General features: G+C 60.7%; 16 protein-coding genes. 8 read left to right on the top strand and 8 right to left on the bottom strand.

Annotation, left to right across the window (positions count from 1 at the left end):
- Positions 1-111: 111 nt before the first annotated feature.
- Both NG895_RS00635 and NG895_RS00630 read left to right on the top strand, forming a co-directional pair.
- A complete protein-coding gene (locus NG895_RS00635) occupies positions 112-3114 on the top strand; it encodes a PEP-CTERM sorting domain-containing protein (RefSeq protein ID WP_252850501.1) in 3003 nt (1000 codons plus the stop codon).
- Between the two features lie 368 nt (positions 3115-3482).
- Positions 3483-4829, top strand: coding sequence for a DUF5690 family protein (locus NG895_RS00630; protein WP_252850500.1), 1347 nt, complete (start codon positions 3483-3485; stop codon positions 4827-4829).
- A 29-nt stretch (positions 4830-4858) separates the two neighbouring features.
- Here NG895_RS00630 and NG895_RS00625 read toward each other — a convergent pair whose 3' ends face one another.
- Positions 4859-6085: an AraC family transcriptional regulator gene (locus NG895_RS00625; RefSeq protein ID WP_252850499.1), complete on the bottom strand. Its 1227-nt coding sequence runs from the start codon at positions 6083-6085 to the stop codon at positions 4859-4861.
- Between the two features lie 228 nt (positions 6086-6313).
- Here NG895_RS00625 and NG895_RS00620 point away from each other — a divergent pair, with 228 nt between their 5' ends.
- A complete protein-coding gene (locus NG895_RS00620; RefSeq protein ID WP_252850498.1) occupies positions 6314-6724 on the top strand; it encodes an aminotransferase class III-fold pyridoxal phosphate-dependent enzyme in 411 nt (136 codons plus the stop codon).
- 9 nt (positions 6725-6733) lie between these two features.
- Here NG895_RS00620 and NG895_RS00615 read toward each other — a convergent pair whose 3' ends face one another.
- The gene (locus NG895_RS00615) at positions 6734-7318 is read right to left on the bottom strand and encodes a phosphonate degradation HD-domain oxygenase (protein ID WP_252850497.1); all 585 of its coding nucleotides are present in this window, start codon (positions 7316-7318) and stop codon (positions 6734-6736) included.
- Between the two features lie 426 nt (positions 7319-7744).
- On the opposite strand from NG895_RS00615, the gene NG895_RS00610 reads away from it, so the two are divergent.
- From NG895_RS00610 to NG895_RS00590, 5 genes are all read left to right on the top strand, one after another.
- Positions 7745-9418 (top strand): PEP-CTERM sorting domain-containing protein, encoded by a 1674-nt coding sequence (locus tag NG895_RS00610; protein ID WP_252850496.1) that lies wholly within the window; start codon positions 7745-7747, stop codon positions 9416-9418.
- Between the two features lie 170 nt (positions 9419-9588).
- Positions 9589-14001: a hypothetical protein gene (locus NG895_RS00605; protein ID WP_252850495.1), complete on the top strand. Its 4413-nt coding sequence runs from the start codon at positions 9589-9591 to the stop codon at positions 13999-14001.
- Positions 14002-14149: 148 nt separating this feature from the next.
- Positions 14150-15268, top strand: a complete 1119-nt coding sequence (locus tag NG895_RS00600; RefSeq protein ID WP_252850494.1) for a DUF1559 domain-containing protein — start codon at positions 14150-14152, stop codon at positions 15266-15268.
- A 130-nt stretch (positions 15269-15398) separates the two neighbouring features.
- Positions 15399-17261, top strand: a complete 1863-nt coding sequence (locus NG895_RS00595) for a LamG-like jellyroll fold domain-containing protein (protein ID WP_252850493.1) — start codon at positions 15399-15401, stop codon at positions 17259-17261.
- A 223-nt stretch (positions 17262-17484) separates the two neighbouring features.
- Positions 17485-18189, top strand: coding sequence for a cytidylate kinase-like family protein (locus NG895_RS00590; RefSeq protein ID WP_252850492.1), 705 nt, complete (start codon positions 17485-17487; stop codon positions 18187-18189).
- Between the two features lie 58 nt (positions 18190-18247).
- Here NG895_RS00590 and NG895_RS00585 read toward each other — a convergent pair whose 3' ends face one another.
- From NG895_RS00585 to NG895_RS00560, 6 genes are all read right to left on the bottom strand, one after another.
- Positions 18248-20851: a polynucleotide kinase-phosphatase gene (locus tag NG895_RS00585; RefSeq protein ID WP_252850491.1), complete on the bottom strand. Its 2604-nt coding sequence runs from the start codon at positions 20849-20851 to the stop codon at positions 18248-18250.
- Between the two features lie 11 nt (positions 20852-20862).
- Positions 20863-21633, bottom strand: a complete 771-nt coding sequence (locus NG895_RS00580) for a nucleotidyltransferase domain-containing protein (RefSeq protein ID WP_252850490.1) — start codon at positions 21631-21633, stop codon at positions 20863-20865.
- A gap of 114 nt (positions 21634-21747) precedes the next feature.
- A complete protein-coding gene (locus NG895_RS00575; RefSeq protein ID WP_252850489.1) occupies positions 21748-22713 on the bottom strand; it encodes a nucleotidyltransferase domain-containing protein in 966 nt (321 codons plus the stop codon).
- A 22-nt stretch (positions 22714-22735) separates the two neighbouring features.
- Positions 22736-23854, bottom strand: coding sequence for a right-handed parallel beta-helix repeat-containing protein (locus tag NG895_RS00570; protein WP_252850488.1), 1119 nt, complete (start codon positions 23852-23854; stop codon positions 22736-22738).
- A gap of 133 nt (positions 23855-23987) precedes the next feature.
- Positions 23988-24347 carry a four helix bundle protein gene (locus NG895_RS00565; protein WP_252850487.1) on the bottom strand — a complete coding sequence of 120 codons (360 nt, stop codon included), beginning with the start codon at positions 24345-24347 and terminating at the stop codon, positions 23988-23990.
- 17 nt (positions 24348-24364) lie between these two features.
- Positions 24365-25777, bottom strand: a complete 1413-nt coding sequence (locus NG895_RS00560) for a 3' terminal RNA ribose 2'-O-methyltransferase Hen1 (protein ID WP_252850486.1) — start codon at positions 25775-25777, stop codon at positions 24365-24367.
- Positions 25778-26397: the final 620 nt, after the last annotated feature.

Below are 26397 nucleotides of genomic sequence, written 5' to 3'. Positions count from 1 at the left end.
GATCGCTGTTGGTTTGGCGGGCCACGTATAGATTCCGAGAGTCGGCTTGTCACTCTTCACCTTCGAGTCTCCTTCCATCGTATCTGTCTGTTACCACAAGGTGGTTCAACCATGGGATGTTCTCATTCGCTGCGTCTGATCGCGGCCCTTACCGTGCTGCTGGCGGCCAGAGAGGCCGCGGCGCTTAACATTCTCTCGCCGGGCGACCCCATCCTGGCGATTGACCTCGATGCCAGCACTGGGAGCGATGTGCGTGATGGCCAATTGGCCGACCTGCTGCTGGATGGCGACTCGGGTACCAAGACCTTGAACCGTGGTGGCGACAATGCCGGCTTCATCGTAACGCCTTCCTCTTCGTCCATCGTGCAAAGCTTCGTGATGACTACGGCTAACGATGCCGAGGGACGCGACCCCGCGGAGTACTTGCTGTACGGCACCAACGATCCAATCACCAGCACCGAGGCCAGCAACGGCCGCGATGAAGACTGGACGCTAATCTCGATGGGCGACCTGGCGCTACCCTCAGCCCGGCAAACGATCGCCGAACCGGTGGGATTCAGCAATGCGGTCTCCTACGCTTCGTACAAGATGGTATGGCCCAGCATGAAGGATCCGGGCCAGAACCTGACGCAGCTGGCCGATATCGGGTTTTACAGCTCGCTGGATGGCACGGGCTCGAACTTGCTTTCGTTTGGTAATCCGATCATCTCGATCCGCGACGTCGACTATACGTCCCAGAGTCGAACCGGTTCGGGTGGTGGAACTCAAGAGGCGCCCCAGGCCATCGATCAGAACTACGGCACCAAGTACCTGAACTTCGGCAAAGAAAATTCCGGTTTCATTGTGACGCCCTCCAAAGGATCGTACGCGGTCACCAGCTTCCAGCTTACCACCGCCAACGATATTCCCGATCGCGACCCGACCTCCTGGGAACTGTACGGCACCAACGATCCGATCACTTCCACCGACAACAGCGCCGGGAACGAAGAAAACTGGACACTCATCGATTCGGGCGAGGTGGAACTGCCGACCGACCGGACCGCCAATGGGCCAATCGTAGAGGTCAATAACACAGCCGGGGCGTTCAGTTCGTACCGGATGGTGTTTCCCACGCTCCGCAATGCGGGCGCCACGAACTCGATGCAAATTGCCGAAGTGGAGTTCTTCATCGACGATCCGGCCACGCTGGTTGTCGATCGGAGCAGTGGCGAAGTGATGATCCGTGCCGACCAGGATGTCACGTTCTCGGGATACTCCCTATCGTCGACGAGCTCGCAGATCATTAACATCGCTGGATGGCAATCGGTCGCGGCGAGCGGCGGCGATCCGGGCGACACTTGGCTCGAAGACCCAGACTCCAGCGAGGCGAAGGTGAGCGAAGCCGATACCGCGGGCGGCGACGACAACGGCATCACCCTGGCGGCCGGCGCCACCTATAGTTTGGGCAACCTGTGGTCGATTGCTCCCAGCAGCTACGAAGACCTGATCTTCCAGTTGCTCGACGAAAACGGAGCCGCCATCGCGGACGGCGTCGAGTACGTTGGCGACGAGATTGTTGCGGGCGACTACACCGGCGATGGCGTGGTCGACTTCAACGACTGGCAAGTGTTTCGCCAGGGCTACGGCAGCGATTACCTCGATGCCACTGCCGCGCAGGCCTACCTTGGTGGCGATCTGGATGGCGATTTCGATAGCGATCAGTACGATTTCCAGATGCTGGTCACCTCGGCCGGCGGCATGGCGGCTTTGTTCGGCACGGCCGTGCCGGAACCGAGTTCGGTGGCCTTGGTGGCAGTGGCTGCCGCGCTGGGCATGGTGCAGATGCGGCGTCGTGCGGCCGCGGCCTTGGCGACGGCTGCCGTGTTGATAGTGGGTGTGTTGGCGACCACCGATAACGCTGCGGCACAGGAGTTTTCGGTAGTGGGAGGGTTGCCCTCGATTACCATTCCCGAAGGACAGGCTAACGACCAAGAGACCCAGGGGCCCGAGAAGCTGTTCGACGACACCTACCTGGACGAAGGCAACAATATCAACACCGAGCTGTTCCTGTTGGACTACAATGATCTGACCGCGGATCTCGACCAGTACGCGGGCGACGGAGTGGGGCCGATGACCTTGTTCATGGATTACGGTTCCTCGGTGTCGGCCAACTGGTTTGCCTACGCTCAGCGATCGGGTGCCGATCCGACGGCCGACCGTGTTGGCAAGTTTGAGTTCTGGTTTAGCAACTCCGACTTCGGCGGCGTTCTGCCGGGAACCTCGCCCGACGCGAGTTTCAGCCTCGGCGCTACGGACGATCGTTTACTCAACAGTAAATTGTATCCCTTCACGCTTTCCGGCACGCACGCGGGGCGCTACGTTGCCGTACGGCTCACGGCTTCGGAAGTGTCCACCAGCCGCCCCACTAACAATATTGGGGGGCACGAGTTTCGTCTGCTCTCCGGGCCTGGCGATGTGGTGCTGAAGATCGACCGGGCCAGCGGCGAGATGACGCTCAGCAACAACGAAGCGGGCGCCACGGGCATCGAGATGCGGAATATCACCATCAGCAGCGCCGGTGGTGGGTTGCTGCCAGGCGAATTCGATGGCATTGGAGGCGACACCGCGTCGTTCCCGCTGGGCAACGGCACCGGCAATGGTTGGGAGATTGGCGGCGGGTCAAGTGAATCCCGCCTGGTCGAGGGCTACTGGTCCGATGGGTCGACACTGGCTGCCGGCACAACGGGGCTGTCTCTCGGCGCCGGCTATAACGCCTTGTTGCGATCCGAAGACGTGGTGCTGCAATGGATGAACTCCGACGGCGACGTGTACGACGCCCGTGTTATGTATACCGGAGTGGCTCCCCAACTGCTGTTTGGCGACTACAACGACGATGGCATGGTCGACATCGCCGACTACACCGTGTGGCGCAACCATCTGGGTTCGTCGACGGCCCTGCCTAACGATCCGACCGAGGGCGTCGACGGCGACGACTACACCCGCTGGCGCGACAATTTTGGCGCCGTCGGTACCCCATCGGCCGCCATGCTGGCGGTTCCCGAACCCACTTCGCTCGGGCTGCTACTGGGCGCGTGCGGCCTGTTGGGCCTTACCGCGGCACGTCGGAAAAAGTAACCCCTCGCAAGAACGCCCCTTGGTTGCTTGGGGCAGTGAGCAACCACAGGGCCGGAAGGCGAGATCCAAGTGCGACCATTGATGGGATGCCATCAATGGTCGTTCTTTTTTGGGGGGTAGGTTTTTCACGCCCGCCGCCAGGCGGTCGTGAACACTTATCTGACTTGCTGCGCAGCTCGCTTGATGAATCGAAGCGGCTGGGGCCGACGTTTGTGAAGCTTGTGTTAAGTTTGCCGGGGATCGCCACCTGCCTGTTCAGAATTCAATATACTGCCGCTTCGTCCGTTTTCTGCTTGTATTTCGTTGGATGGGGCGTTACTGTTGGCGGCGATGCGAAGGGCGGCGGGTCAACCAGTGCCGACAGGAAAGTGACGATCGAAGTGCGCGACGCAGGACAACGGCCATTGAACGGCATATCGCTGTGGTTAACTCGCCAGAGCCCGTTTGTCTTCTCAACTTACTGCATTATCGCTGCCTTTACCACGTATTTCTGCATGTACGCGTTCCGCAAACCATTCAATGCGGCGGAGTACAGTGGGCTGGAGCTGTGGGGCATTGGCTATAAGATCGTGTTGGTCACCGCGCAACTGGCCGGCTACACCTTGTCCAAGTTTATCGGCATCAAGGTGATCAGCGAGATGCCAGCCGCCCGGCGGGCGATTGCGATCTTGGCACTGATCGGCATCGCGCAGGTCGCCTTGGTGCTGTTCGCTATCGTGCCACCTCCTTATAACTGGCCCTTGTTGTTCGTGAACGGGCTGCCGCTGGGCATGGTGTTTGGGCTGGTCCTCTCGTTCCTCGAAGGTCGACAAGTGACCGAGGCACTCACCGCCGGACTGTGCGCCAGCTTCATTTTGTCGTCGGACGTGGTGAAATCGGTCGGCCGAACCTTGATTGTCGACTTTGGAGTCTCCGATTTTTCGATGCCGTGGCTCACCGGCATGATTTTTGTCCTGCCGCTGCTGTTAGGCGTGTACATGCTCAGCCAGATTCCGCCGCCAGGCGAGGGAGACGTCGAAGAGCGAAGTCGCCGACTGCCGATGAATCGCGCCGAACGGTGGGCCTTCTACCGCCGCCATGCGTTTGGCTTGAACGGCCTAGTGCTGATTTACATCCTACTGACCGTGATGCGTTCGATTCGCGACGATTTCGGCGTCGAAATCTGGCAAGATCTAAAGTACGAGGGGGAGCCCGCCATCTACGCGTGGTGCGGGCTGGCCATCGTGATCGGTGTGCTGCTGATCAACGGCAGTGCGATCCTAGTGCGCGACAATCGCAGCGCATTTCTGGGTTCCTTTGGTCTGATCGCCGGCGGGTTTGTCCTGGTGTTGTTCAGCTTATGGGGGTTTTCGGCCCAGATCGTTTCGCCGTTCCTGTTCATGGTGGCCGTTGGCCTGGGAACCTACGTGCCGTACGTGGCGTTCCATACCACGGTGTTCGAGCGGATGCTGGCGCTGTTTCGCGATCGTGGCAACATTGGCTATCTGATGTACCTGGCCGACGCCATGGGTTATCTGGGTGCCGTGGGGGTGTACATCGCCAAGTACAAGCTTTCCAGATCGAGTGGCTACCTCGAGCTGTTCACCGCCAGTAGCTACTGGCTCAGCATTGCGGCCCTGCTAATCACGACCACCTTGTTCGTGTTCTATTGGCGCACCTCGCGGCAGACGGTCACCAGTCCGGCGCCGGCCAACTCCGTGGCGGAGAGCGCCTGAAGTCGCTCGCTCCCACCTCTCATGGCGTGTTACGCGTCGCGCGGACTACGACGCTTGGAAGCGTCTTTCGGCCGCGTTGCCTCGGGATGGGTGAAGTGGGGCGGCGGGATGTCGTGGGCCAGGTTGCGGCGGTACTGCGACGGAGTGGCCTTGAACTCGCGGCGAAACGCCCGTGTGTAGAGTTCCGGCCGGTCGAAGCCGCACTCCTGGGCGATCCGGGTGACACTCCAATCGGTGTCGCAGAGCAGTTCGAGCGACTTGTGTAAGCGAACCCGTCGAATCTCGTCCCGCGGGGTCCGCCCCAGGTACTTGCGGAAGCCGATCTCCAACGCTCGCCGGCTGAGAGGAATCTCCGCCAGGATGTCGGAGATCTTCAGCCGTTCCGCATAGTTGGCGTGAATGTACCGAATGGCCTCAGCCAGCATCTCGTCGTCGATGGCAAATTTGTCGGTCGATTGCCGAGCAATGATTCGTGCCGGCGGCAGCCGCTGATCCCGCGCCCGACTGGGACGGTGATTCAACTGCATGTCGAGCATCTCCGCGGCGTGGAAACCAACGAGTTGCGGGGCCTGATCGATACCCGAGAGCGGCGGTTGCGACACCCGACTGCAGAGCTCGTCGTGTTCGCCCCCTAGTACGGCGATGTCGTCAGGCACCGAGATTCCCTGGTGGTGGCACGCCTCGGTGATCAGTCGACCCTGGATGGAATCAAAGCTCAACAGCGCCGTGGGGCGGGGGAGCGAATCGAGCCACCCGCCCAACCGCATGAGCTGCCCTTCGGTATCGAGCTGGTCCATGCACGTGTCGGGCTCGAACACCAGGCAGCGGTAACCGGCGTTCTGGATGCAGCGTTCGAACTCATCGCCCAGGCGGTCGAAGTACGTCGGTCGTAGCGTGGAGCGGCAGTAGGCGAATTGCCGGTAGCCCTGGCCCACAAAGTACTGCACGGCCAGTTCGGCCGCCTTCTCCTCGTTGCAGGTGCACGTAGGAATCAGGTTGGTGCCATAGCGAAACCACGAAACGTTAACGGACGGAATCTTCCGCGTGATGATCTGCTCGGCCAGCTTGGCCGTGGTGACGCGGGCGATCACTCCGTCGCCCTGCCAGCCTTCGGGCAATTGCATGTCATCGTACTTGCCACGCGGTTCGAACGAAAACAACCAACTCTTGCCGCGCGACTTGGAGTAGTCGACGATGCCTTCGATCAATCCCGATCCCCAAGTGGTCGACGTGTCGATCAGCAGTGCAATCCTCATCGATCGGCCGTCGCGAGATCGTCGCCGTGACGGTTCATTGCTTAGCGTTTCGCTCATGCGTGAAAAGCCCCAGCTGATTTGTGAGATCAGGACAGGACGCTGTGCGCACAAATACGGGCAAATCGCGTAGGTGGCTCACAGCATGCCGTATAACTGGCAAAGCCTGTGGGGCCCCATTATGTATTTCAATGTTAAGAATGGACGAAAGCATCAAAGGCAATTCGATCGATGAGCAATTCAACAACCTGGAGCCAACGATCATTGGCCGTGTTTCCCGCGGGTAGCAACGGCGAATTCAATCTGCCTGAGGATCTCGCGACCGTGATTCACTCGGGCACTGGTTGCCGATTGGTGACCGCCAGTGGACAGAAAATGCTCGACTTTTCCATGGGCTGGGGCTCGGTACTGGTGGGGCACGCCGACCCCAGAATCACCGACTACTGGTCGAGCCAGCACATGAATCGTTCGCTCGCCCGGCGAATCACCTTGGAGCTGTTCCGCCGCGGCATATTCCTCAATCCGATGGGCACCAAGCTCTACCTGTCGTTGGCCCATGATCAGGCCGTGTGCGACCAGTTTCTCTCGATCCTGGATGATGTGCTGGCGGAGGTCAAAGTGCAGACGAGCGCCTCATGCTGACGGCGGGCGCTAGGCACTTGCGGGCGTCGCGACTCGGTCGACGTAGGGCAGAAAGTGCTTTACCGGCGGCGTCTCGAGGTTGGCCACCTTGGCCTCGTCGTCCCACCGCCGCAGGCGAATGGCGGCCTCGAAGTGCTCGCCCTGGCGGAAGCTTTCGCACTCTTCGTCGGTCATGATGCCACCTTGCAGTTCCAGGCTTTGCTTCGATGGCAGGCTCAGGGCATCCCAATAGCCGGGCTCCGTGGCGCACAAGTAGCGTTTGGATTCCACATGCAGTTTCACCGGCTGCACCACGGCCGGAGGAAAGTGCCGCTCGAGCCACGCCGCGGCCAGGTCCTCATGCCGGTCGTCGATGCCTTGCAGCGGGGCATCGTCGGGCAATTCGTGCAGCAAATGACCGACGTCGTGCAACAACGCCGCGGCAATCAGGGCGTCGCCCGCCTGCTGCTGTTCGGCCAGCAAGGCGGCCTGCAGGGCATGCTGCAGTTGGGTGACGTCTTCGCCACCGTACATCGAGTCACCCTGTTCGTCGAACATTTCTTCAATCCGCAGGGTGCATTCGTGTTGCACAACACTAGCGTCGGCAGGCTGCATAGGAATCGGTTCCTCGTTCTTGGGGGCAGTCGATCATTCGCAAGGGGGGTGCCTCGAGCTTGCACCGAGTGTAACCACGGTGTATCCCGCCTGCGGGTACCTTATTGCGCAGATTCCTGGACCGCAAGCGCACGCGCACCTCGAGTGAGAAAACACAGGATGCAACTGCTTGCAGCAAGTGTGTGAAGATTTCGCGTGAGTCGCGCAGAGTGTCAAAAGGAGACCTCGTCCTCCGTTGCTTTTCGTGAATCTTCTGCGAATGGACCGAAGTCATCATGTTTTCTTCATAGTCGGTCGGCACCATCACACGCATCCGTTGGGGCGGAATCTGTGGGGGCGGCTGGTCTATCTCTCAATGATTGTCTGCCTTGGCTGTCGAAGTTCACCTGTCTTGGCTCTGAAATTTGGTGTGAGAAGGAGAAACTCATGAAGCGACATCTAGCGTGGTATTGTTGTCTAGTTGCCCTGGTGCTCGGTTTGCACACCACGAAGGCATCCGCCCAGGTTATCTTTTTTGAAGATTTCGAAGGCGCCGTACTTGGCAACAGCGTCAACGAACGCATCGGCACCTCGATTGCCGAACGCGTGGCGACCGAACCAAACACTTCAGCGATTCCCGGTGTGTGGAGCAGCACGGCTCCCGCTGGCTGGACCGTCGACAAGGCGGTCGATACTTACCGGGGGGCGCCCACCGTCACCGTTGGTGTGCCCGGCGTTGGCCTGGCCGATTACGGGGTCGACGAATGGGAAGGCTGGAACTTCGCCCGTTTGGACTTCTGGTCCACCGCGGCCGGCGATCAGGATCGCTCGCAGTTTGGCACCACCAGCAACGCGTCGGGTACGGTAGCGATTGCCGATCCCGACGAGTACTTCGACCTGGGTAGCCAGAACGATGCCGTAAATGGTGGCTACTACAGCACGGCTCTGATCACTCCCTCCTTCCAGGTAAACGGTGGTACCCTGCACGGAGTGGGCTTCGACTCCAGTTGGCGGCCGGAAGCGTTCGACGACAGTGCGCTCGGTGGCACGTTGGTCGATTTGAACAATCAGTCGGTGGAGATCGTTGCCACGTTCGACAACGGCACCTCGGTGGAGGTGGCTGCCTGGGATTCCGATAACAGCACGAATGATCCGGAGTTCAAGGACAACGCCCAGGACCAGCACTTTGATGCAGGCTCGGGAACGCTCGCCTTTGTCGCTCCCGCCGACGCCACATCGGCCACTCTATCTTTTAAGATTGCCAACGCCGCAAACGACTGGTGGTGGGCCATCGATAACGTCGAGGTGGCGGACATCACCGGCGGCACTGGGCAGAAGCTGTTCGAGGATTTCGAAGGCGTCACGCTGGGCGACAGCGTGAACGAGCGCATTACCGCCGGCTCGTCGCTCGAGGCCGCCTCGGATGGCACAACCAGTATTCTCGGCACCGAGTATCCGACCACCTCCCGAGAGAACGCCTTCACGCACACCTTCCCGACAGGATGGTCGACCGACAACGCGGGCACCCCCGGCGCCGGCGGTGGCGACGATGGCTTTGGCGTGCTGGAGTGGGAGCAGTGGAGCATTGCCGAGCAGGGGTTCTGGGCCGAAGTGGGTGGTTCTACCCGCAATGGGTTCACCAAAGCCACGGGCAATGTGGCCGTGGCCGATGGCGACGAATGGGACGATCTGGGTGATCCCGGCGATCAAGGCGACCTGACGACCCTGATGAAGACCTCGCCGATTGACGTTTCGGCCGAAGGTATTGTGACCATCGACTTCGACTCGAGCTGGCGTCCCGAGGATTCGCAGGAAGTCACGCTGATTGCTTACCTGGATGGCAGTCCCACTGAACTGCTGCACTGGGTTAGCGATAGCCAGGATCCCAACTACCACGGCACCAACGTGAACGAAGACGTTGGCTTCCTGCTCGACACGACGGGTGCCTCGATGTTGGAGCTGGAATTCGGCTACGTGGGCAACGACGACTGGTGGTGGGCCATCGACAACGTCCGCGTGCAGTCGGGCGCCATCCCCAGCCTGGTTCCCGAGCCATCCAGCATCGCCATGCTTGGCTTGCTGCTGGGCGGATTGGGCATTGCCACCCGGCGACGTCGCTAACTGCTCGCTGAATTGCTGAAGGTTGCCTCGCCGCCGCACGTTCACCGGCGGCGAGGCGCCTTGTGTCAAACACCCGCGATTAGCTTGCCACCCGCTGGCGGCCAGCTGTTGATCGCGGACCATCGGACGCCACTACTCCTTGCCGCCTGTTCTCAAAGACGTTTACCACTATGCCGAAGCTATTGATCGCACGACGCGTACACTTGCCGATACTTTTTGTGCTGGCGCTTTCCACACGACCGGCCACCGCGGTTGACCTGTTTTCCGAGGACTTCGAAGGGGTCGCGTTGCAGCCGACCGTGACGTTCGAATCGGAGCTCCGCAGCCGCAACGCTTGGCAAACCGTGGGGCCGGATGGTCCCGCCGGTTGGACCGAGGTGAACCTGACCAGTTCGCTGGGCGATCCCGCCAGTGGGGTGCTCGAGTTCGAAGGCTGGCGGTTTGTCGACAAGCAGTGGTGGATTGAGACTGCCGGCGACCAGGGCCGCACCAACTTTGTCAGCGGCGTGGGTACCATCGCGGTGGCCGATCCCGACGAATGGGACGACTTTGGCAACCCGGATCAAAGTTCGGAAGACGACTTGCTGCCCGAGAATGGCGTATTCGACTCCACGTTGGTCACGCCCAGCATCTCGATCGCTGGCGTTACCGATCCGGTGCGTTTGAATTTCAGTTCATCCTGGTTCGACGAGGATCAGCAAACGGCCACCTTGACCGCCACTTACAATGTTGGTGACCCCGAAGTGCTCGACATCTGGACATCGGTGCCCACCGATCCCAACTTCAAAGATCAGGCCCACGACGAAAGTTTGACCTACGAACTGCAGGACATTCCGGCCGGTGCCTCTAGTGTGAAATTCGAGTTCCGCCTGCAGGGCAATAACGACTGGTGGTGGGCCGTCGACAACGTGCGGGTCTTCACTGGCGACAACCAGGGGGCCGATGGCGTGTTGAAGGCCATTCTCGACCGCGACAACGGCACCGTTACCATTCTCAACAACACCGGCTCCCCCGTTCAGCTGCGGGGCTACTCTCTTCGTTCCGAAGAAGGAGCGTTCGACGAGGCGGCCGCCAACTTTCTGTCGGCGTCCGATTCCAACTGGGTGCAAGCCACGCAGGTGGGCGGCGACGTGAACGACCTGTCCGAACTGCACCTGAGCAGCACCACGTTGGCTGCCGGGGCCTCGATTCAATTGGGCGAAGACGTCTGGCTGCGGTACTTCGAAGAGAATCGTGATATCGAGTTCAACTACCTGGTCGAAGGTAGCGACGACCAAATTACCGGCCTGCTGGAGTTCGTAGGCAACGGCGGACAGTCGTATCAGTTCCTCGACCTGAATTTCGACGGAACCGTCGACATCGACGACTGGACCGCGTTTATCGACATCACGGACCAGGCGGACCTTTCGCAGCTTACCACTGCCCAAGCCTATCTGAAGGGCGACTTGAACGACGATGGCAAGCTGAGCGCGGGCGACTTCGTCGCTTTCCAGCGCGAGTTCGACGCCATCCTGGGAGCGGGAGCATTCGCCGCGGCGCTCAGCGGTGCGGTCGTGCCTGAGCCCAGTTCTACGATACTTGGCTTGATGGCGCTAGCCATGGTTGCCGGGGCAGTGAGATGGACCATTGGCCACCGTCCTGCCCGAGGGCTGACGATCGTTGGCACGGCAGTGGTTGGCTTGAGCCTATTGTTGGCAGCCGAACACAGTCATGCCCAGCGTTTGAGCGACGGTGTGGGCGTGACGGAATGGGAAGAGTGGGGCTTCGCCGACCGCGAATGGTGGGCGGACGTAGCCGGCAACCAGCGGCGTGCCGAGTTCACCAATGCGTCGGGCGTCGTGGCGATTGCCGACCCGGACGAATGGGACGACATCGGTGGTCCCGGCGGCATCTACACTTTCAACAGCCAGTTGCGCAGCCCGGCGATCGACCTGACGGGCGTCGACCCGAGTTCGCTGAGTCTGACATTCGCCTCGAGTTGGCGGCCCGAAGACACCCAGGGCGCCAGTCTTCAGGTGTTTTACGACGGCGTGGCCACCGAGGTGTTTCAGTGGAGCTCGGACGCGACCGACCCCAACTTCAAAGAAGACGCGCCGAACGAGATGGTCAACGTGAGCCTGCCATCGGCGGGTGCAGCCACCACCATGCAACTGGGCTTCAACCTGTTTAACGCCACGAACGACTGGTGGTGGGCCATCGACAATATCACCGTATCGGGTGGCACCGGATCGCTCATGTTCGAAAACTTCGAGAGCGTAGTGCTGGGGGAGGCCATCGATGAAAACAGAGACCTGGGCGATGCGGTTTATTCGCAGGAGGGGCCCGAGGGTTGGATTGTGAACACCGACAACTATGTGCCACCCGTAAGCCTGTTGCATGAACCACATCCCGATTCGATTACTCGATTCGTTCCACCCCCACCCCCCGCCAGTCTGGAACTGCACATCAATGCGAACAACGGGCAAGCGGCTTTGGTCTCGGTATCGGAAGATCCGGTGGTGCTGACTGGCTACTCCATCAGCAGCGAAGCGGGGGCGCTGATGCCCAGTGACTGGCAGCTTTCGAACCTCGACGCCCGCAATGTCGATAGCGGTGGCAGCGGCCCTGGCGATGCTTGGAACACGGTGCTCGCTACCCCCGAGTTGGTGTTCGAAGCTTTCCTCAATGGCGAAACGGTCATCGCGCCGGGGCAGTCGCTGTCGATTGGAAAGCTGTACGACACGCTCGTGGGTGGCGAAGACCTGCAGCTGGCCTACTCGTTCATGCAGACGGACGAGTTCGGCCAGGTGCTGGCCCGCTCGTCCGATACGGCATTTGCGCCTGCGGTGGTGAGCTACATATCGGTTTCCCTGGACGGCGACTTCAATGGCGACGGTTTCGTCGATCTGGCCGACTACAACGTGTGGCGCAACAACCTAGGTGGCACCGCCGATCTGAGCGGCAATGGCGACGAAACCGGGGGCAGCGCCGGCGTGGTCGACGCGGCCGACTACACCCTGTGGAAGGAGAACTTCGGAGTCACGTTCGCCTCGTCAAATCTGGTGGCTGGTTCCCAAGTGCCCGAGCCCGGCACGGTGGTGCTGCTGGTGGCTGCTGTGTCGTGTGGTTTGCTGCGTCGGATCCGCGTGGGCAAAACCCTGTCGATCGCGGTGCTGGCCATCGCCTGCATGATGGGCGCAGCTGCCAAGGCTCAGTTGCCGCCCGAACCGTTCGTGGATCGCGACTACCGCTTTGGCGACAACGATCCAGGGGCAGTTGCCGGAGCGGCCATGAGCCTGACGGACAACAGCGGTAACACCATCACCTACGACAGCGCCGGACAGGCCAACTTTAATCAGTTGATCGACCTGGTGGCCAAGGGACGCTTCAATCTGTTTCCCACGTATGCCGACACCAGCGACCGACCCGACGGCAACGGTGGCTTGGGGATCGCACTGAACCAGAACGCGTTCGACCGCCAGTACCTGCGAACCGGATTTGGCGAAGCGCTCAACTATCCCGAGCAGTCGCCTTCGTCGATTGCGTCGCTCGTGAACCCGGGCGGAACGCTGAACTTCTTCCGCATCAACGACCGCGGCTTTGACCTGTGGGTCAAACCGACCGACGTAGCCGCTGGCGAACAGCACATTGTGATGGATAGCCAGCAACATGGCGTGTTCATCGACAACGAAGGCAAGTTCACCATGCGTTACGCGAGCGAGTTCGACATCGACATCGAGGTGCTTCCCGGTGACGATGGCGTGTTGGGCACCGACGACGACGTTTTGAACGTGGGCGAGCCGGAGATCACTCCCGGCGACTACACCACCGATGTCACCGCGGTAGACGACCAGTGGTACCATCTGGAGGTGGTTAGACCACGCGGGCCGGGCAATGGCTCGATTCTCTACGTCGACGGCGTGGCCAAAGCGGTCGGTTTTGGCAACTATGCCATCGAAACGGTGGTAAACATCGGCGAGGGCGACCTTTTCACCAACATCGCCGCCCTGGACACCAGCCCGCTATACGTTGGTGCCCGGACCGATGCCGAGGTGCTGGACCGCAACCTTGGCAGCAGCACGCCTGAGGACGACTTCTACTTCCACGGGGTAGTAGACGACCTCGAGATGTTCGTCATGGGGTTGAACGACAACGACAACCTCGACGGCATTGGTAATAACCAACTAAACGACTGGGGCGAGTACGTATTTCAACGCGATAACGGCTACGCCCAAGCATTTGCCCCGGCCGTGGACGGCGACCTCAACGGCGACGACATGGTCAGCGAGGCCGATGCGTCGTTGTTTGTGTCGAACTGGTTGTTCGAGAATCGCTTGCAGTCGATCGATCCGTTCGACGAGTCGGTGACCAGCCGGTTGGTGGGAGATCTGTCGACGCGGGCGCTGGGCGATTTCAACTACAACGGCAAAGTCGATCTGGAAGACTGGGCAATCCTGAACAACGCCAACCCCGCTGCAGGGGCCTTCGCGATGCGGTTGATTTCGTCGACCCAAGTGCCCGAGCCATCGACCACCGTGCTGGTGGGTTTTGCCGCCACGGTGACGCTCGTGTGGGGCAGGATACGACGACCGGTGGCCCGCTAGCCGGCAGGTCGCCCAATGTTTTGCGCTGGCGGTCAAGTGAGATCGGCGGAGTGCGCGTAGAATCGCTTGGCCCGAGCGGAGCAAGCGCTAGGCAGACGGAATAAACATGTTAACCAAACGGCTGGCAAATCGAGGCTATGGAGTAGCAATGACCAACCAAGATAACGGAAGCACAGGTCGCAAGGCGGCCTTTACCCTGGTCGAACTGCTGGTGGTGATCGCCATCATCGGAATCCTGGTAGCTTTGTTGCTGCCGGCGGTGCAGGCAGCCCGCGAGGCCGCCCGCCGCACCCAGTGCAGCAACAACCTCAAGCAAATCGGCTTGGCCGCTTTGAATTACGAGTCGACCCGGGGAGTGTTGCCGCCGGGCACCTACCTGGGCGAAGGCAGTGCATGGTCGGCATTTATCTTGCCTCACCTGGAGCAAGGCTCCCTGTTTTCGCACCTCACGATTGGTGAGGACGAAAGTGGAAACTATCAGTGGGCCTACAACAATGGCGAATACGCCAGCGTGGGCGACCTGCCCAACGAGTACCGCAATATTGCACTCGTCGAGACCGTGCTCCCCGTGTTCCGCTGCCCGTCGATGGACCTGCCCGAACATATGTACGATCGCTCGGCGGTTAATTGGCTCGTGATGCGGCGTGTGCCAGGTTCGTACCTGGGGGTCTCCTCGGGGTTGATTCAATCGCAGTACCCCACGTTCTGGATTCGCCATAAGAAGCATCCCAAGGAGAATCCGCTATACGAAGGTGCCGACGGCGTGATGGTGGGTGTCCATCACAAGCAGGATCGCAAGGGTGGTTCCATCGCGCTGCGGCGCATCACGGATGGTACGTCGAATACCGTGATGGTTGGCGAGGCCGTGTCCGACACCGAGACCATCGAAACCGACGGCCGGCAGTCGGAGGCCGTGGAAGGCAATCGCAAGGATCACTGGTACGGGGGAAGCGACGACATTGATACCAAGATCGGCAACTCGGAAGAGGACTTCAGCGATCCATCCGAGTTCCTTGGCTCCACAGGCGTTGGCATCAACTTGCAGCGTTCGAGCGCCGAGAACCGCGGCATCTGCACCAGTGGTGCGACCCCCCAGTGCCAGGCCCTGCAACTGAGCTTCGGCAGCGAGCACTCCGGCATCGTGCAGATGCTGTTTGTTGACGGGCATCTCGAGCAGGTCGAGGAGAATATCGATCCGCAGGTCTGGAGCGACATGGGTAACCGCGATAGCCGCGTGCTCACCACGGGGGGAGCCGATCGCCGCTAGTTTGCCTTGGTAGCTATCTTTGTGGAGTGGTCCGCTCGCTCGCCGGCGAGACTGTACCCGAGCCGCACTCCACCTAGCTTTTGATTCTCACCCTCGCTCTTGGCATTTCCTCCAGAAAGAGTTGTTGTCGATGACTTCGCACTTCTGTCGCTTCAGTCTTGCGTGGCTGGTCCTGGCCTGCTGCACCACCGTTACCCTCGCTCACCAGGGCCCCGATCCCGTGGCCCATTGGACGTTCAAACGCGCTTCGATCGTCGATGGTGTGTGTCGGGCGCGGCTAGGGCCCGACCTGAGGCTGGCCGACAGCGTCCGCGTGGTGAACGATGCCTATGGGCAGTCGCTCGATCTGACGGACGACCGCCAGGTGGCGGGTGTTTCCGACGCGGCGCCGAGCGATGCTGACTCCACGCCGGCCGAAGTCCTCACCGTGGCCGCTTGGGTGTTGATCGACGAAGCCGAGTCCACAGGGGGCATCGTCTCCGCGTATCAAGACGATCAGGGAAAGCCACAACTGGCGTGGTCACTCGGGTACGACGAACACGTGCCGACGTTTCGCCTTCGCACCGCCGATGGTCAGGTACAGGTGCTTCGTGGATCGACCAAGTACCAAAAAGGCCAATGGGTGCATGTGGCGGGCGTATTCGATGGTTCGCTGGCCGAGCTGTACGTCAACGGTCAACTCGATGCAGAACTGCAACTGACGGACGGTGTTTCCTGGAATCCTGCAGGCACCCAGTACGCCTTGGGTGGGCTGCTCGATGCCGAGGCGACACCACTGCGGGGCCGATTAAAGGAGGCCAGCGTGTACGATATGGCCGCCAAGGCCCAGTGGGTGCAGCACGCTTTTTCGCACATGGTGAAACTGACCACCATCGAACCCGACGCCCGAGCCGACGCCCTGGCGATGATGGTCGAGCCTTACCTGCAGTACGGTACGCAAGATGGCATGACCGTAATGTGGCAAACCACGCTGCCCGGTTCGTCGATCGTGCACTATGGCGAGACAGCCGATTGTCCTCAGCAGGTGGAGGGCGATGCGGCCGAGATCCACGAGGTTCGCATCACGGGGCTCGAGCCCGAGACCCTGTACTTCTATTGTGTGGAGTCGAAGGACGACGGGGGCCAGACTGTCACCAGCGACGTCTCCACATTCTCGACCGCGGTGCTACCAGGCACGCCGTTTGCGTTTGCGGTGATCAGCGATACGCAGATGCATCCCGTGGTGGCCGGCAAGCTGTCGAAGCTCGCGTGGGCCCAGCGGCCGAGCTTCTTGTTGCACCCTGGCGATCTGGTCGACACCGGCGTAAACGACTCGCATTGGACGCAGCACTTTTTTCCCGGCATGCACGAGCTGATCTCTCGCGTGCCGATGTACCCGGTGCTCGGCAACCATGAGCAGAATGCACGCAACTACTACGAGTACATGTCGCTCCCGAGCCCAGAGTACTACTACGAGTTTCCCTATGGCGACGCGCAATTCTTCATGATTGACTCCAATCGCAACGTGGGTCCTGGTTCCGAGCAGTACGAGTGGCTGGACGAGCAGTTGGGCAAGTCGCAGGCTAAGTGGAAGTTTGTTTGCCACCATCACCCACCCTATTCGTCGGACGAGAACGACTACGGCGACTTGTGGAAGACCAACAAGAGTTCGCGGGGCGATCTGCGTGCCAGGCAGCTTTCGACGCTGTACGACAAGCACAAGGTCGACATCGTGTGGAACGGTCACATCCATTCCTACGAGCGAACGTGGCCCGTGAAAGACGGTCAGGCGGCTGACGACCAAGAGGGCTCGATCTACATGATCGTTGGCGGTGGCGGCGGCAATTTGGAAACCCCGGGGCCGTATCGTCCGTTCTTTCAGAACCAGGTCCGCCGCGGCCATCACTACGTGATGGTGCATATCAATGGGCAAACCTTGGAGCTTAGATCGTACGACCTCGACGACCGTTTGTTCGACACGGTGCAAATCAAGAAGCCGGCCGCCACCCCCTGACTCGCACAGCGAGTTTCGCCGTTACCCAGCATGGGGGAGATGCTTGCGGCCCCTGGCATGTGAGCGAATTTGCACACTGCCCTGTAGAATGCGAAGAAGTTCAAGCACCGACGGGCAGTTTTCGTCGTGCATTGCGTCTGTACAGCGGCCGCAGACGCTTTGGCATACGGATTGCGTATAATTTGAGTTGTCAGTTTGGTTCCTTGTAAAAGGAGACGCTCAAATGACCACGCATGCAAACCGGCTTGGAGAGAGTCTCGACCGGGCTTACCGCCATTGGCGGGAACGTGGGGTTTTAGAGACTTCACACAAACAGGATTCCACCCCTCCGCATCTGACGGTGGCCATCAGCCGCGAGCGAGGTGCCGGTGGTGGTAGTGTCGCGAGAAACCTGGCGCAGCGACTGGACTGGCCGCTGTACGACCGCGAGCTGCTGGAGCACATCGCCGAGAAATCGGGTGTTCAGGAGAAGATGCTTAGCGACCTCGATGAGTCGCGGCCGGCGTGGTTCTCGGAGATACTCAAGTCGCTGGGCACCGATCGGCCGATGACCGCGGCTGGCTACGCGGCCTTGCTCCACAAGCTGCTGGCCGGGTTGTACATGCACGGCAATTGCATCGTGCTGGGACGCGGGGCGGCTCAGATCCTACCTCCCGAGCACACCCTGCGGGTCCGGTTGATCGCCCCGTATGAACATCGCGTTGACCGCGTGGCCGAGAACTTCCCCAGCCGGCAGGAGGCCATCAAGCACGTCAAACAGGTTGACAAAGATCGTGCACTGTTCGTCAGGGAGTACTTCCATCGCGATGTGAACAACTGCCACGACTACGACCTGACCATCGACACTGCCCGGCTGGATGTGGTGACCTGCTGCGAGTTGATCGAACGGGCCATGGCGGGGCGAATTGCCGAACTGCAGCGACAGTAAACGCAAGACAATCGCGCCGCCTGCAAACGAGGCACTCGGATGTGCTTGGGTTCGTGATCTACAGTCGCGGGTCGACCGGTTCGCTCTCGAGCGCAAGTACACCGAACACGCATTCGTGCACTCGCCGGAGTGGTTCGCGGCGGACGAATCGCTCGAGCGCCTCGATGCCCAGTGCGAACTCACGCAGGGCCAGCGAACGCTTCGCGCCGAGCCCCCGCTTGCGTAGCCGCGACAGGTTCTCGTCGCTCGTGTAGTCCGGGCCATAGATGATCCGCAGGTACTCGCGGCCCCGGCACTTCACGGCCGGCTGCAGCAAGCCCTTCTTGCCTTTGGCGATATAGTCTAGCGGCTTGACTACCATGCCCTCGCCGCCGCGGCTATTAAGTTCGGTCCACCAGTTGGTCGCCTCGGCCACCTGCTCCTGGTCGGTCACGTCGACCACGCGATAAGGCGTGGCGAGCATCACCTGTGGATCTTGCTGGCAGACCTTGGCGAGAGTCTGCATGTGCCAGTGGTGGTTCTGCTGCACGTGCGTGCGACCTTGGGTGGCCAGGATGTGAAACGGTGCGAGCTTAAGGTCGTCCACCGACTCCACTGGCCAGCAGTAGTGGCGGTAGGCGGCGACGAACTGCCCGGCGGTTTCGGCCCGCTGTTCGAATTGCTCCTGAAGACCTTCCAGAAGTTCGGATTCCTCTCCGTGCAGTCGGGAAGTTGCAGCGCGAAGCGACTCGAGTACCGCCGGTAGTGCGCCCCGGGCCGCCGAGCCCACCGCGGCGTACTGCGATTTTAGCAATTCCTGAGCCTTGGCCGACCACGGCATCAACTCACAGTCGAGCACCACCCAATCGGTAGCGAACTCATCCCAGAAACCGGCCTTCGTGAGCGCCTGACGCACCCGTTCGAGCAACACCGCTTCGAGCGCAGTGTCGTTGAAGAACCGGCGACCGGTACGCGTGGTGATGATGCCGGCTTCGCCCTCCACGCCGAATCGCTCCGCCGCGGCTGCTTCGTCTCGACACACTACGACCACCGCCCGCGAGCCCATGTGCTTCTCCTGGCACACAACCTGCGGCATGCCTTGGCTGCGGTAGTAGGCCAGTGCTTCCTCGGGATGCTCCAAGTAACCTCGCTTGGTGCTTGTTTCCGAAGGCGACATCGTCGGCGGCAGATAGACCAGCCACTTGGGGTTCGCGGCAAACCGGCTCATCACCTCCAGGGCGGCGGTGCCGTTCTCTTCGCGGATGGTCACGTTGTGCCGCAGCCGGGTGGAGATGATCCGCTTGCCGGTCACGTCGGCCAGGTCCAACAGATCGTCGTGCGCGTGCTGCGAGGAAAGCGCAGGCGACTTCTGATCGTCCGCCAGAAACGGCCGGGCCGGCTCGCAGTAGGTTTGCTGGGCCTTGACCGAGAGCGTCTCGAGTTCCGGATAGCGAAGCGCGGTCAGCGCGCCGCCGAATACGCAGCCCGTGTCGATGTTGATCGTCTTGTTCAGCCACTCCGTCTCGGGCACCGGCGTGTGGCCGTACACCACCATCGCGCTGCCACGGTACTCGGCGGCCCACGGGTAGCGGACCGGCAGGCCAAACTCGTCGGTCTCGCCGGTGGTCTCACCGTACAGGGCAAAATCGCGCACCTTACCGGAACCACGCCCCTGCATCGATTCCTTCATCCCGGCGTGCGCAACGACAATCTTGCCATCGTCGAGCACGTAGTGGCTCACCAGGCTGTCGAGAAAGTCCGCCAGTTCTTTAGTGAAGGTGTCTCGCTGGTCTTCGGGCACCGCGTCGATTTCTGCGAGCGACTCGGCCAGCCCGTGCGCAATCTGCACGTCGCGGCCGCGAAGCTTGCGCATCAACTTCGTGTCGTGGTTGCCCGGCACGCACAGGGCGTTGCCCGAGGCGACCATGTTCCGCACCAGGCTCACGGTGTCGAGGACCCTCGGTCCGCGATCGACCAGGTCGCCGACGAACACCGCCTTGCGGCCGGCGGCATGCACATAGTGCAGGGGTGACCAGCCCGGGCCAGTGCTTCCGATCGGCTGACTTTCATAGCCAAGCTGCACGAGCAACTCTTCCAACTCGTCGCAGCAGCCGTGCACGTCGCCGATGAAGTCCAGCGGACCGTGCTCGTCGCGGCGGTCGTTCCACAGCGGCGTTCGCTGGATGGTGACCGCGTCGACCTCCTCAGGCGAGTTGAGCACGAAGATATGGCGAAAGCCCTCCCGCTTGAGGCTCTTGATCGACCGCCGCAGCTGCGAGCGTTGCTGACGAATGACATGCCGGCCAAACTCCCGATCCGCTCGGTCGCGGTTTCGCTCCTGGCAGAGATCCTCTGGCAGGTTAAACACGATGGCCACCGGCAGTGTGTGGTACTTCCTCGCCAGCGATACCAGCGGCGCCCGCGCCTCCCGCTGCACGTTGGTCGCATCGACCACGGTCAGCCGCCCCGCCGCGAGCCGCTTACCGGCGATGTAGTACAACACATCAAAGGCGTCGTTTGTCGCGAACTGATTGTTTTCGTCATCGCTCACCAATCCGCGGCAATAATCACTCGAGAGCACCTCGGTCGGCAGGAAATGCTGGCGCGCAAAGGTGCTCTTGCCGGAACCACTGGGGCCGATCAGGACAACGAGGGATAGGTTGGGGATGGCGAGTTCAGGCATTGACCTACTTACTATTCCTTTCGTTCCGTCCGCAGCCGTACCAGCAAGTCATTCAGCACCGCCTTACCAGTCGCTTGTTCTGGCAAAGTCGACTTCTCCATTGCAGACTCCAGCTCACCGATTAGCCGCACATACTCCCGCTCGTGGAACGTGAGGTCCGCCGTGTCGAGTGTGCCCTTTTCGGCGCCCGCGAGCTTTCGCTCCACGAGTTCGTCGATGTAGGGCAGCTTGGCCGCCTGGTTGAGCGTCAGCAAATTGGCTTCCACCTGGCCGGTTCGCATCAGGTGGATGCCGGTCAGCAGTACGCGATAGACGTACAGCAGGGGCTTGACCTTCGGCGGATCGTCTTTGCCAAACAGCTTCCACTGCGTTGCCGCAAAGCCGAGGTAGTGGTGCCCGTGGAACCTGGTGATGCAGTCCTGGGCGATGGACTTCAGTTCCTCGTGCTCCGGCGTGGTATGCACCACCAGAGGCGAGAGCAACTGCTCCAGCACGTAGCCATTCTTCCTGAGCATCAGCGTGAAGAACTTCTTCGCGTCGTGCGTCACCAGGTCCATCTCCAGCCCATCGTGGATGCCCTCTTTTTCGACGGTCTCTTCACCGGGGTCCAAACCGACTACTTGCTCCAGCGGCAGCAGGTGCACGCCTCGCAAATCAAAATCGGAATCAGCCGATGGAAAACCATAGAGGTGCGCGCCGCTGATCGTGGCGAACAGCAGCGGGTACGGGTGGGCGTCGACTTGACGCTGCAGTTTGGAGTAGTCGATGGTTTGGGCGTTCATATCAATCTATCTAACCACAGAGAACACAGAGGTCGCAGAGTTTGGGGCTTGCCTTAGCTCAGTGCCTCTCTGTGAACTCTGTGTTTTTCGCATTAATTGCATGTGTGTTGTCTGTCACGGCAACTCCTCTCCCACCGCCAACCTCCGCGCCCGCACCAAAAATGCATTCGCTCGCTCGTAGTCCGGCCGCTCCGGTAGCTTCGATTCTTCGAGCGCCCGGTCGAAATCTTTATGCAGCTCTTTGCGCCAGGCCTCGATCTCGTCCCATGGCATCTGCTCCGTCTTGATCGCGAACAGTCGCTCGCGGTGCTGGCCGACGTCGACCGGTACGAAACCCTCGCGGAGCACGTGGATGCCCGAGAGCAGTAGTCGCACCAGGTGCATGACGTGTTTGGGTTTGATGCGGCCGTGGCTCCTGAGGTCGGCCTGCATTCGCTTGAACTGGCTCATCACGTAGCCGTTGTAGGTCTGGTACACCAGCCGCGAGAGGAAGGCGTCGCGCATCGCCAGCAGCTCCTCGGCCAGCGGCGTGGCGAACTCCACCAGCGGCGTATACAGGCACTCCAGAATGTTGGGGTTCCCCTTCAGGGCCATGACCAGGAATTTTTGGATTTCCCAATAACACTCATCGGAACCCTCGTTTTCCAGTTGCTCGGGCACACCGTACAACGACCATTCGAGCTCGGCGGATGGCAGGTAGATGCCGCGGCGATCGGTATCCGACTCGTCGGTGTCGAGCCCGAACGCCCGCGAGCCGACCACGCACCGATAGATCACGCGGTCGAACAGCCCGTGCGTCGACAGGGCTGGGTTGGAGTGGCCCACGTCGCCCTGGCCGGATGGCATCGCCTTCCACTGGGCGAGCAACATCAATTGGTGATGGTGCAGCAGCGCTTCGAAGCCATCCGGAAAGCGGATGCGATAGGAGTGATTCTGATCCAGCGGCGAACGCACCACCACGCCCACTGCCCCCGCCGGGTGCACAGCCTTCCCGTCGGACCCTTGAACGGCCTTGAGTGCAACGACCTGGGTACCTACGGAGTAGATGAGGTTCGGTCCTGTGTGGACGCGGGATTTCATGGGCTGGCGGTTTGGGCAAAGGTCATTTGACAACGGCGGGCGCGCCGTAAGCGTTGTCCGAGACATGCGTCTTTTCGGCCGCTACAACGGCATCGGCTGGGGCTTGGTGATTGGGAAACCAGTTTTTCGAGACGTCGCAACTTTGCTCCGGCACGCCGCGGATCTTGATCGGCAGCTTCTCGGCACCGAACGTATTGTTCTCAATGCGGATGGTCGTACCTGCGATGTTCGTACCATCTTTGCGATCGCGTCCTCCGTGCATGTCGAAGCAGTGGCTGAGCGACTCGCCGAGTTCGACGTTGTGCCGCGCCGTGTAGCTGCACCCCGGCTGACCCGTGCCCGCAATCGAGTGTCGGTTCCAGTTGAACAGGTTGTATTCGATGAGCGACTGCGAGTCGGCGTGGCATACGCCGTAGCCGAGGCCATTGTACTGGCAATGGTGGATATAGTTGTGATGAATATGGTGGCCATCACCGCCGCGAAGGAAGACACCCGCGTGGGAGAAGCCCTTGATTTCACAGTTATCGACGGTGAGCTTGGGTACATGGCAGACAATGCCGTTCGACGTGGGGAGCTTGTAGTAGTACTCCCGGCCCTTGCCCCCTTCGCCGAACGAACGCCGATGATGATCCAGGTACCGCCTGTCATTCGGTCCCTTGAGCCGCAGTCCGGTCACTCGTACGTTCGGTCCAACCGGCTTCAACACGACGGGCGTATCGAGTGCGTCGCACAACAGTAGAGCACCTGACGAGCCCTGCTGGCCTCGATTGCTCGCGAGTGTTACGCCTGCGGGTATCTCCAGCACCAATCGCTCGATGTAAACCGGTGCAGTGAGGTTTACTTCCACGTCGCCCGGAAGGAAGACGACCTCACCCGCCTGTGCCTGCGTCAGCGCGTCAAGCAGTTGGTCTACCGTGCGTACGGTGTAGTCTCCGCCGGTAACGATGTCGACGTAACCCGCCGCACCGCCAATCGGGCCACGGGCATCGGGCTTCGCTCCGTAAACCGCGCCGTCGATAATGGTCCAGCTCGAGGAATCAGTTGCCGGCGTGGCCGATCGCGAAACGCTTGCCATCGACATCCCGAGCACGGTAGCGGTGATCACTCCGAGCGATATGCGGATAGAGTAACTGAGGGGCATCATGTTGGTTCCTTTCGCAAGTCAATCCAGTTGTCAAACGCGGCTTGGTTGGCAACTGGCGTGGGTACCCTTTGAGTCGAAGAGGTCCGGCGAGTTCATAAAAGGATGAATGATGAAGGAGAAAACGTCGTAGCTACTTGCGCGCCTTGGCGTTCTTCACGCATGTCACTAGGATCGCGGTGAGCTCGTTGATCTCAGACTGCAACTCTGAAATTAGTTCTGCGACGACTATGTTGGCGTGCACGAGTAGTACTATCCAGTAAGCCGCCTCTTCAAGTTCCTGCAAGCCGACCTCGATCTTGCTAACAAATTCCGCGTTAGTTCTCGCTCGTGTCGACTCCCGGCAGTGCGCACCGACAGACGTACCAGAGCGAAGCAGTTGCTTTCCAATTACCTGAGCTTCTGTCGTTTTAGGGAGTGCTGCGTACAACCGGATGATCAGCAAGGCAAACTGCTTGGTGCGCGTCGTCAAGTCAACCATGTTCTCACTCATCATTCATCCTTCCGCCTTCATTCTTTGGAAAACACGGCCATCTGCGACGGGGCACCCAAATCCGCTTCTTCTGGACCCACGGGCAAGAATCGCACCTGATAACCATACTGCTCGGCCACGCCGCCCGCCCAGGTCTCAAACTCCGCCCGCGTCCACTCGAAGCGGTGATCGCTGTGCCGCATCTCTCCGGCGGGGAGCGACTCCCACACCACGTTATACTCACGGTTGGGCGTGGTGAGGACCACGGTCCGCGGACGGGCATGCTCAAACACCACACGTTCGAAGGCCGCCAGCCGTGGCGGGTCGAGGTGTTCAATCACTTCGACAATGGCGGCCGCGTCGAAGTTCGCCAGTCGCTCGTCGCGGTAGGTCAGGGCGCCGTGCAGCAGGCGGATTCGCTCTCGCTGCCGCTCCGGCAGCCGGTCGAGCTTCAGTCGGCGATGGGCGATCTCCAGCGACCGCACGGAGACGTCCATGCCGACGATCTCGGTGAACTGCCCGTCAGCGAGCAATTCGCGGAGCAGCTTGCCCTCGCCGCAACCGAGGTCGACCACTCTTTTCGCGCCCGAGGAGCGAATCGCGGCCAGCACCGCGCCGAGACGTTGTTCATGCAGGCTGAGCTCGCGCTCGGTCGGTGGAGGCGCAGCGCTGATCGGTGCTTCTTCGTCGGCCGGTTCGACTGCTTCCTCCTCGACCAATCGCGCGAGAGCCTGTCGCACCAGGCTGTGCCGCTTCGACAAGTAACGCTGGGTGATAGTCGACTTCTCCGGATGATCGCCAAGCCACGACTCGCCCTTGGCGAGCAGCTTCTCGACTTCGTCCGGGCCGATGTAGTAGTGCTTCTTGCCGTCGAACACGGGAATCAGCACGTACAGATGCTGCAGCAGTTGGGCGATGGTGGTGGTGTGCCGCAGCTCGACGGAGTAGTAGGGACTCTCGCCCCACTCGAGGAACTGCTCGTCGAGCGGATGCCGCGTGGCGGTGATCTCGTACCCGAGTGGGCCGAACATCCGCTCGAGCATCTCGGCGGCCGGGCAGTTGGGTCCGCTCCGCACGGGGAGCACATCGATTCGCGCGGTGAGCGGAATCTCGACGTCCACCAATTCCGGGCGGTCCTTCGACTTGCCAGACAGGGCCGATCCAAACACCTGCGAAATCGCCACGCTCATGAGCGACGACGCCACGTAGGGCCGATCGTTGACGTACTGGTCGAGCAGCCCATTGCTCCAGTTACCCTTACCGCGAACTAGTCCGACCGGATCGACGTCAAGCAGCAGGCAGCACGCGCAGCGGTCGGCTGTCGCCTCGGGATAGTAGACGTGAGCCTTGCCAAACGACAGCGGAAACGTCTGGCACCGGTCGGGGTGTTTGTGCAGCAGGTAACCGAGGTCGGTGGCCGGTGTGTGGGTGGTGGAGATGGTCAGGAGCATGCCATTGCCCCGGGGGGTGAATGGAGCGAGGCCCGACACTTGGCGTGGTGCGGGCCTCGCGAAAGTTTGTCTGTTCGTCCTTAAAGGTACCAGAGATGGGCTGTGCTCACTCAGGTGTGTGACGAGCAAGACATCCGCACCGTGTAGCGGGTTCACTGGAAGAAGCGCGCCCGGACTATCTATATAGGGTCTTGTTTGAGCTCCAGAGTTTTGCTCGCCGGGACCAAAACCCCATCACGCAAGTTCCTATTATCAAAGCAGTTGCGTTTTGTCCCAGCGGGGAAGAATCCCCCAGGTGAATTCGTGGTACCAAAACCCTTGGGGTTTCGCTGCGGAGGTAATTTGTAAGTCGTTTCTGCCAAACGATTTACAGTTCTCTCCCGCTTGCAGCCCAGCCGAGTTTTGTCCCTCGGTTGACCGCAGGGGGACAAAACTTGGCGGGGGTTCGGTGCAGGGGCGCAGGGAGACTGCCGTCCACCGACTTTGGTGTACCGCCTACCAATCGCTACACAATGCCCCGTACCTATTGGACCCGTTGGCCCATCGATTTCAACGGCGATTTTTAGACACGCGCAGTTTTGAAGCCACCAGTTCGGGATAGGTGAAAATCAGTAGCGGAG

The sequence above is a fragment of the Aeoliella straminimaris genome (assembly GCF_024054565.1).
Classification (GTDB): Bacteria; Planctomycetota; Planctomycetia; order Pirellulales; family Lacipirellulaceae; genus Aeoliella; species Aeoliella straminimaris.
The sequence above is the reverse complement of the archived record's forward strand: the minus strand, read 5'-3'. Positions and strand labels throughout refer to the sequence as shown.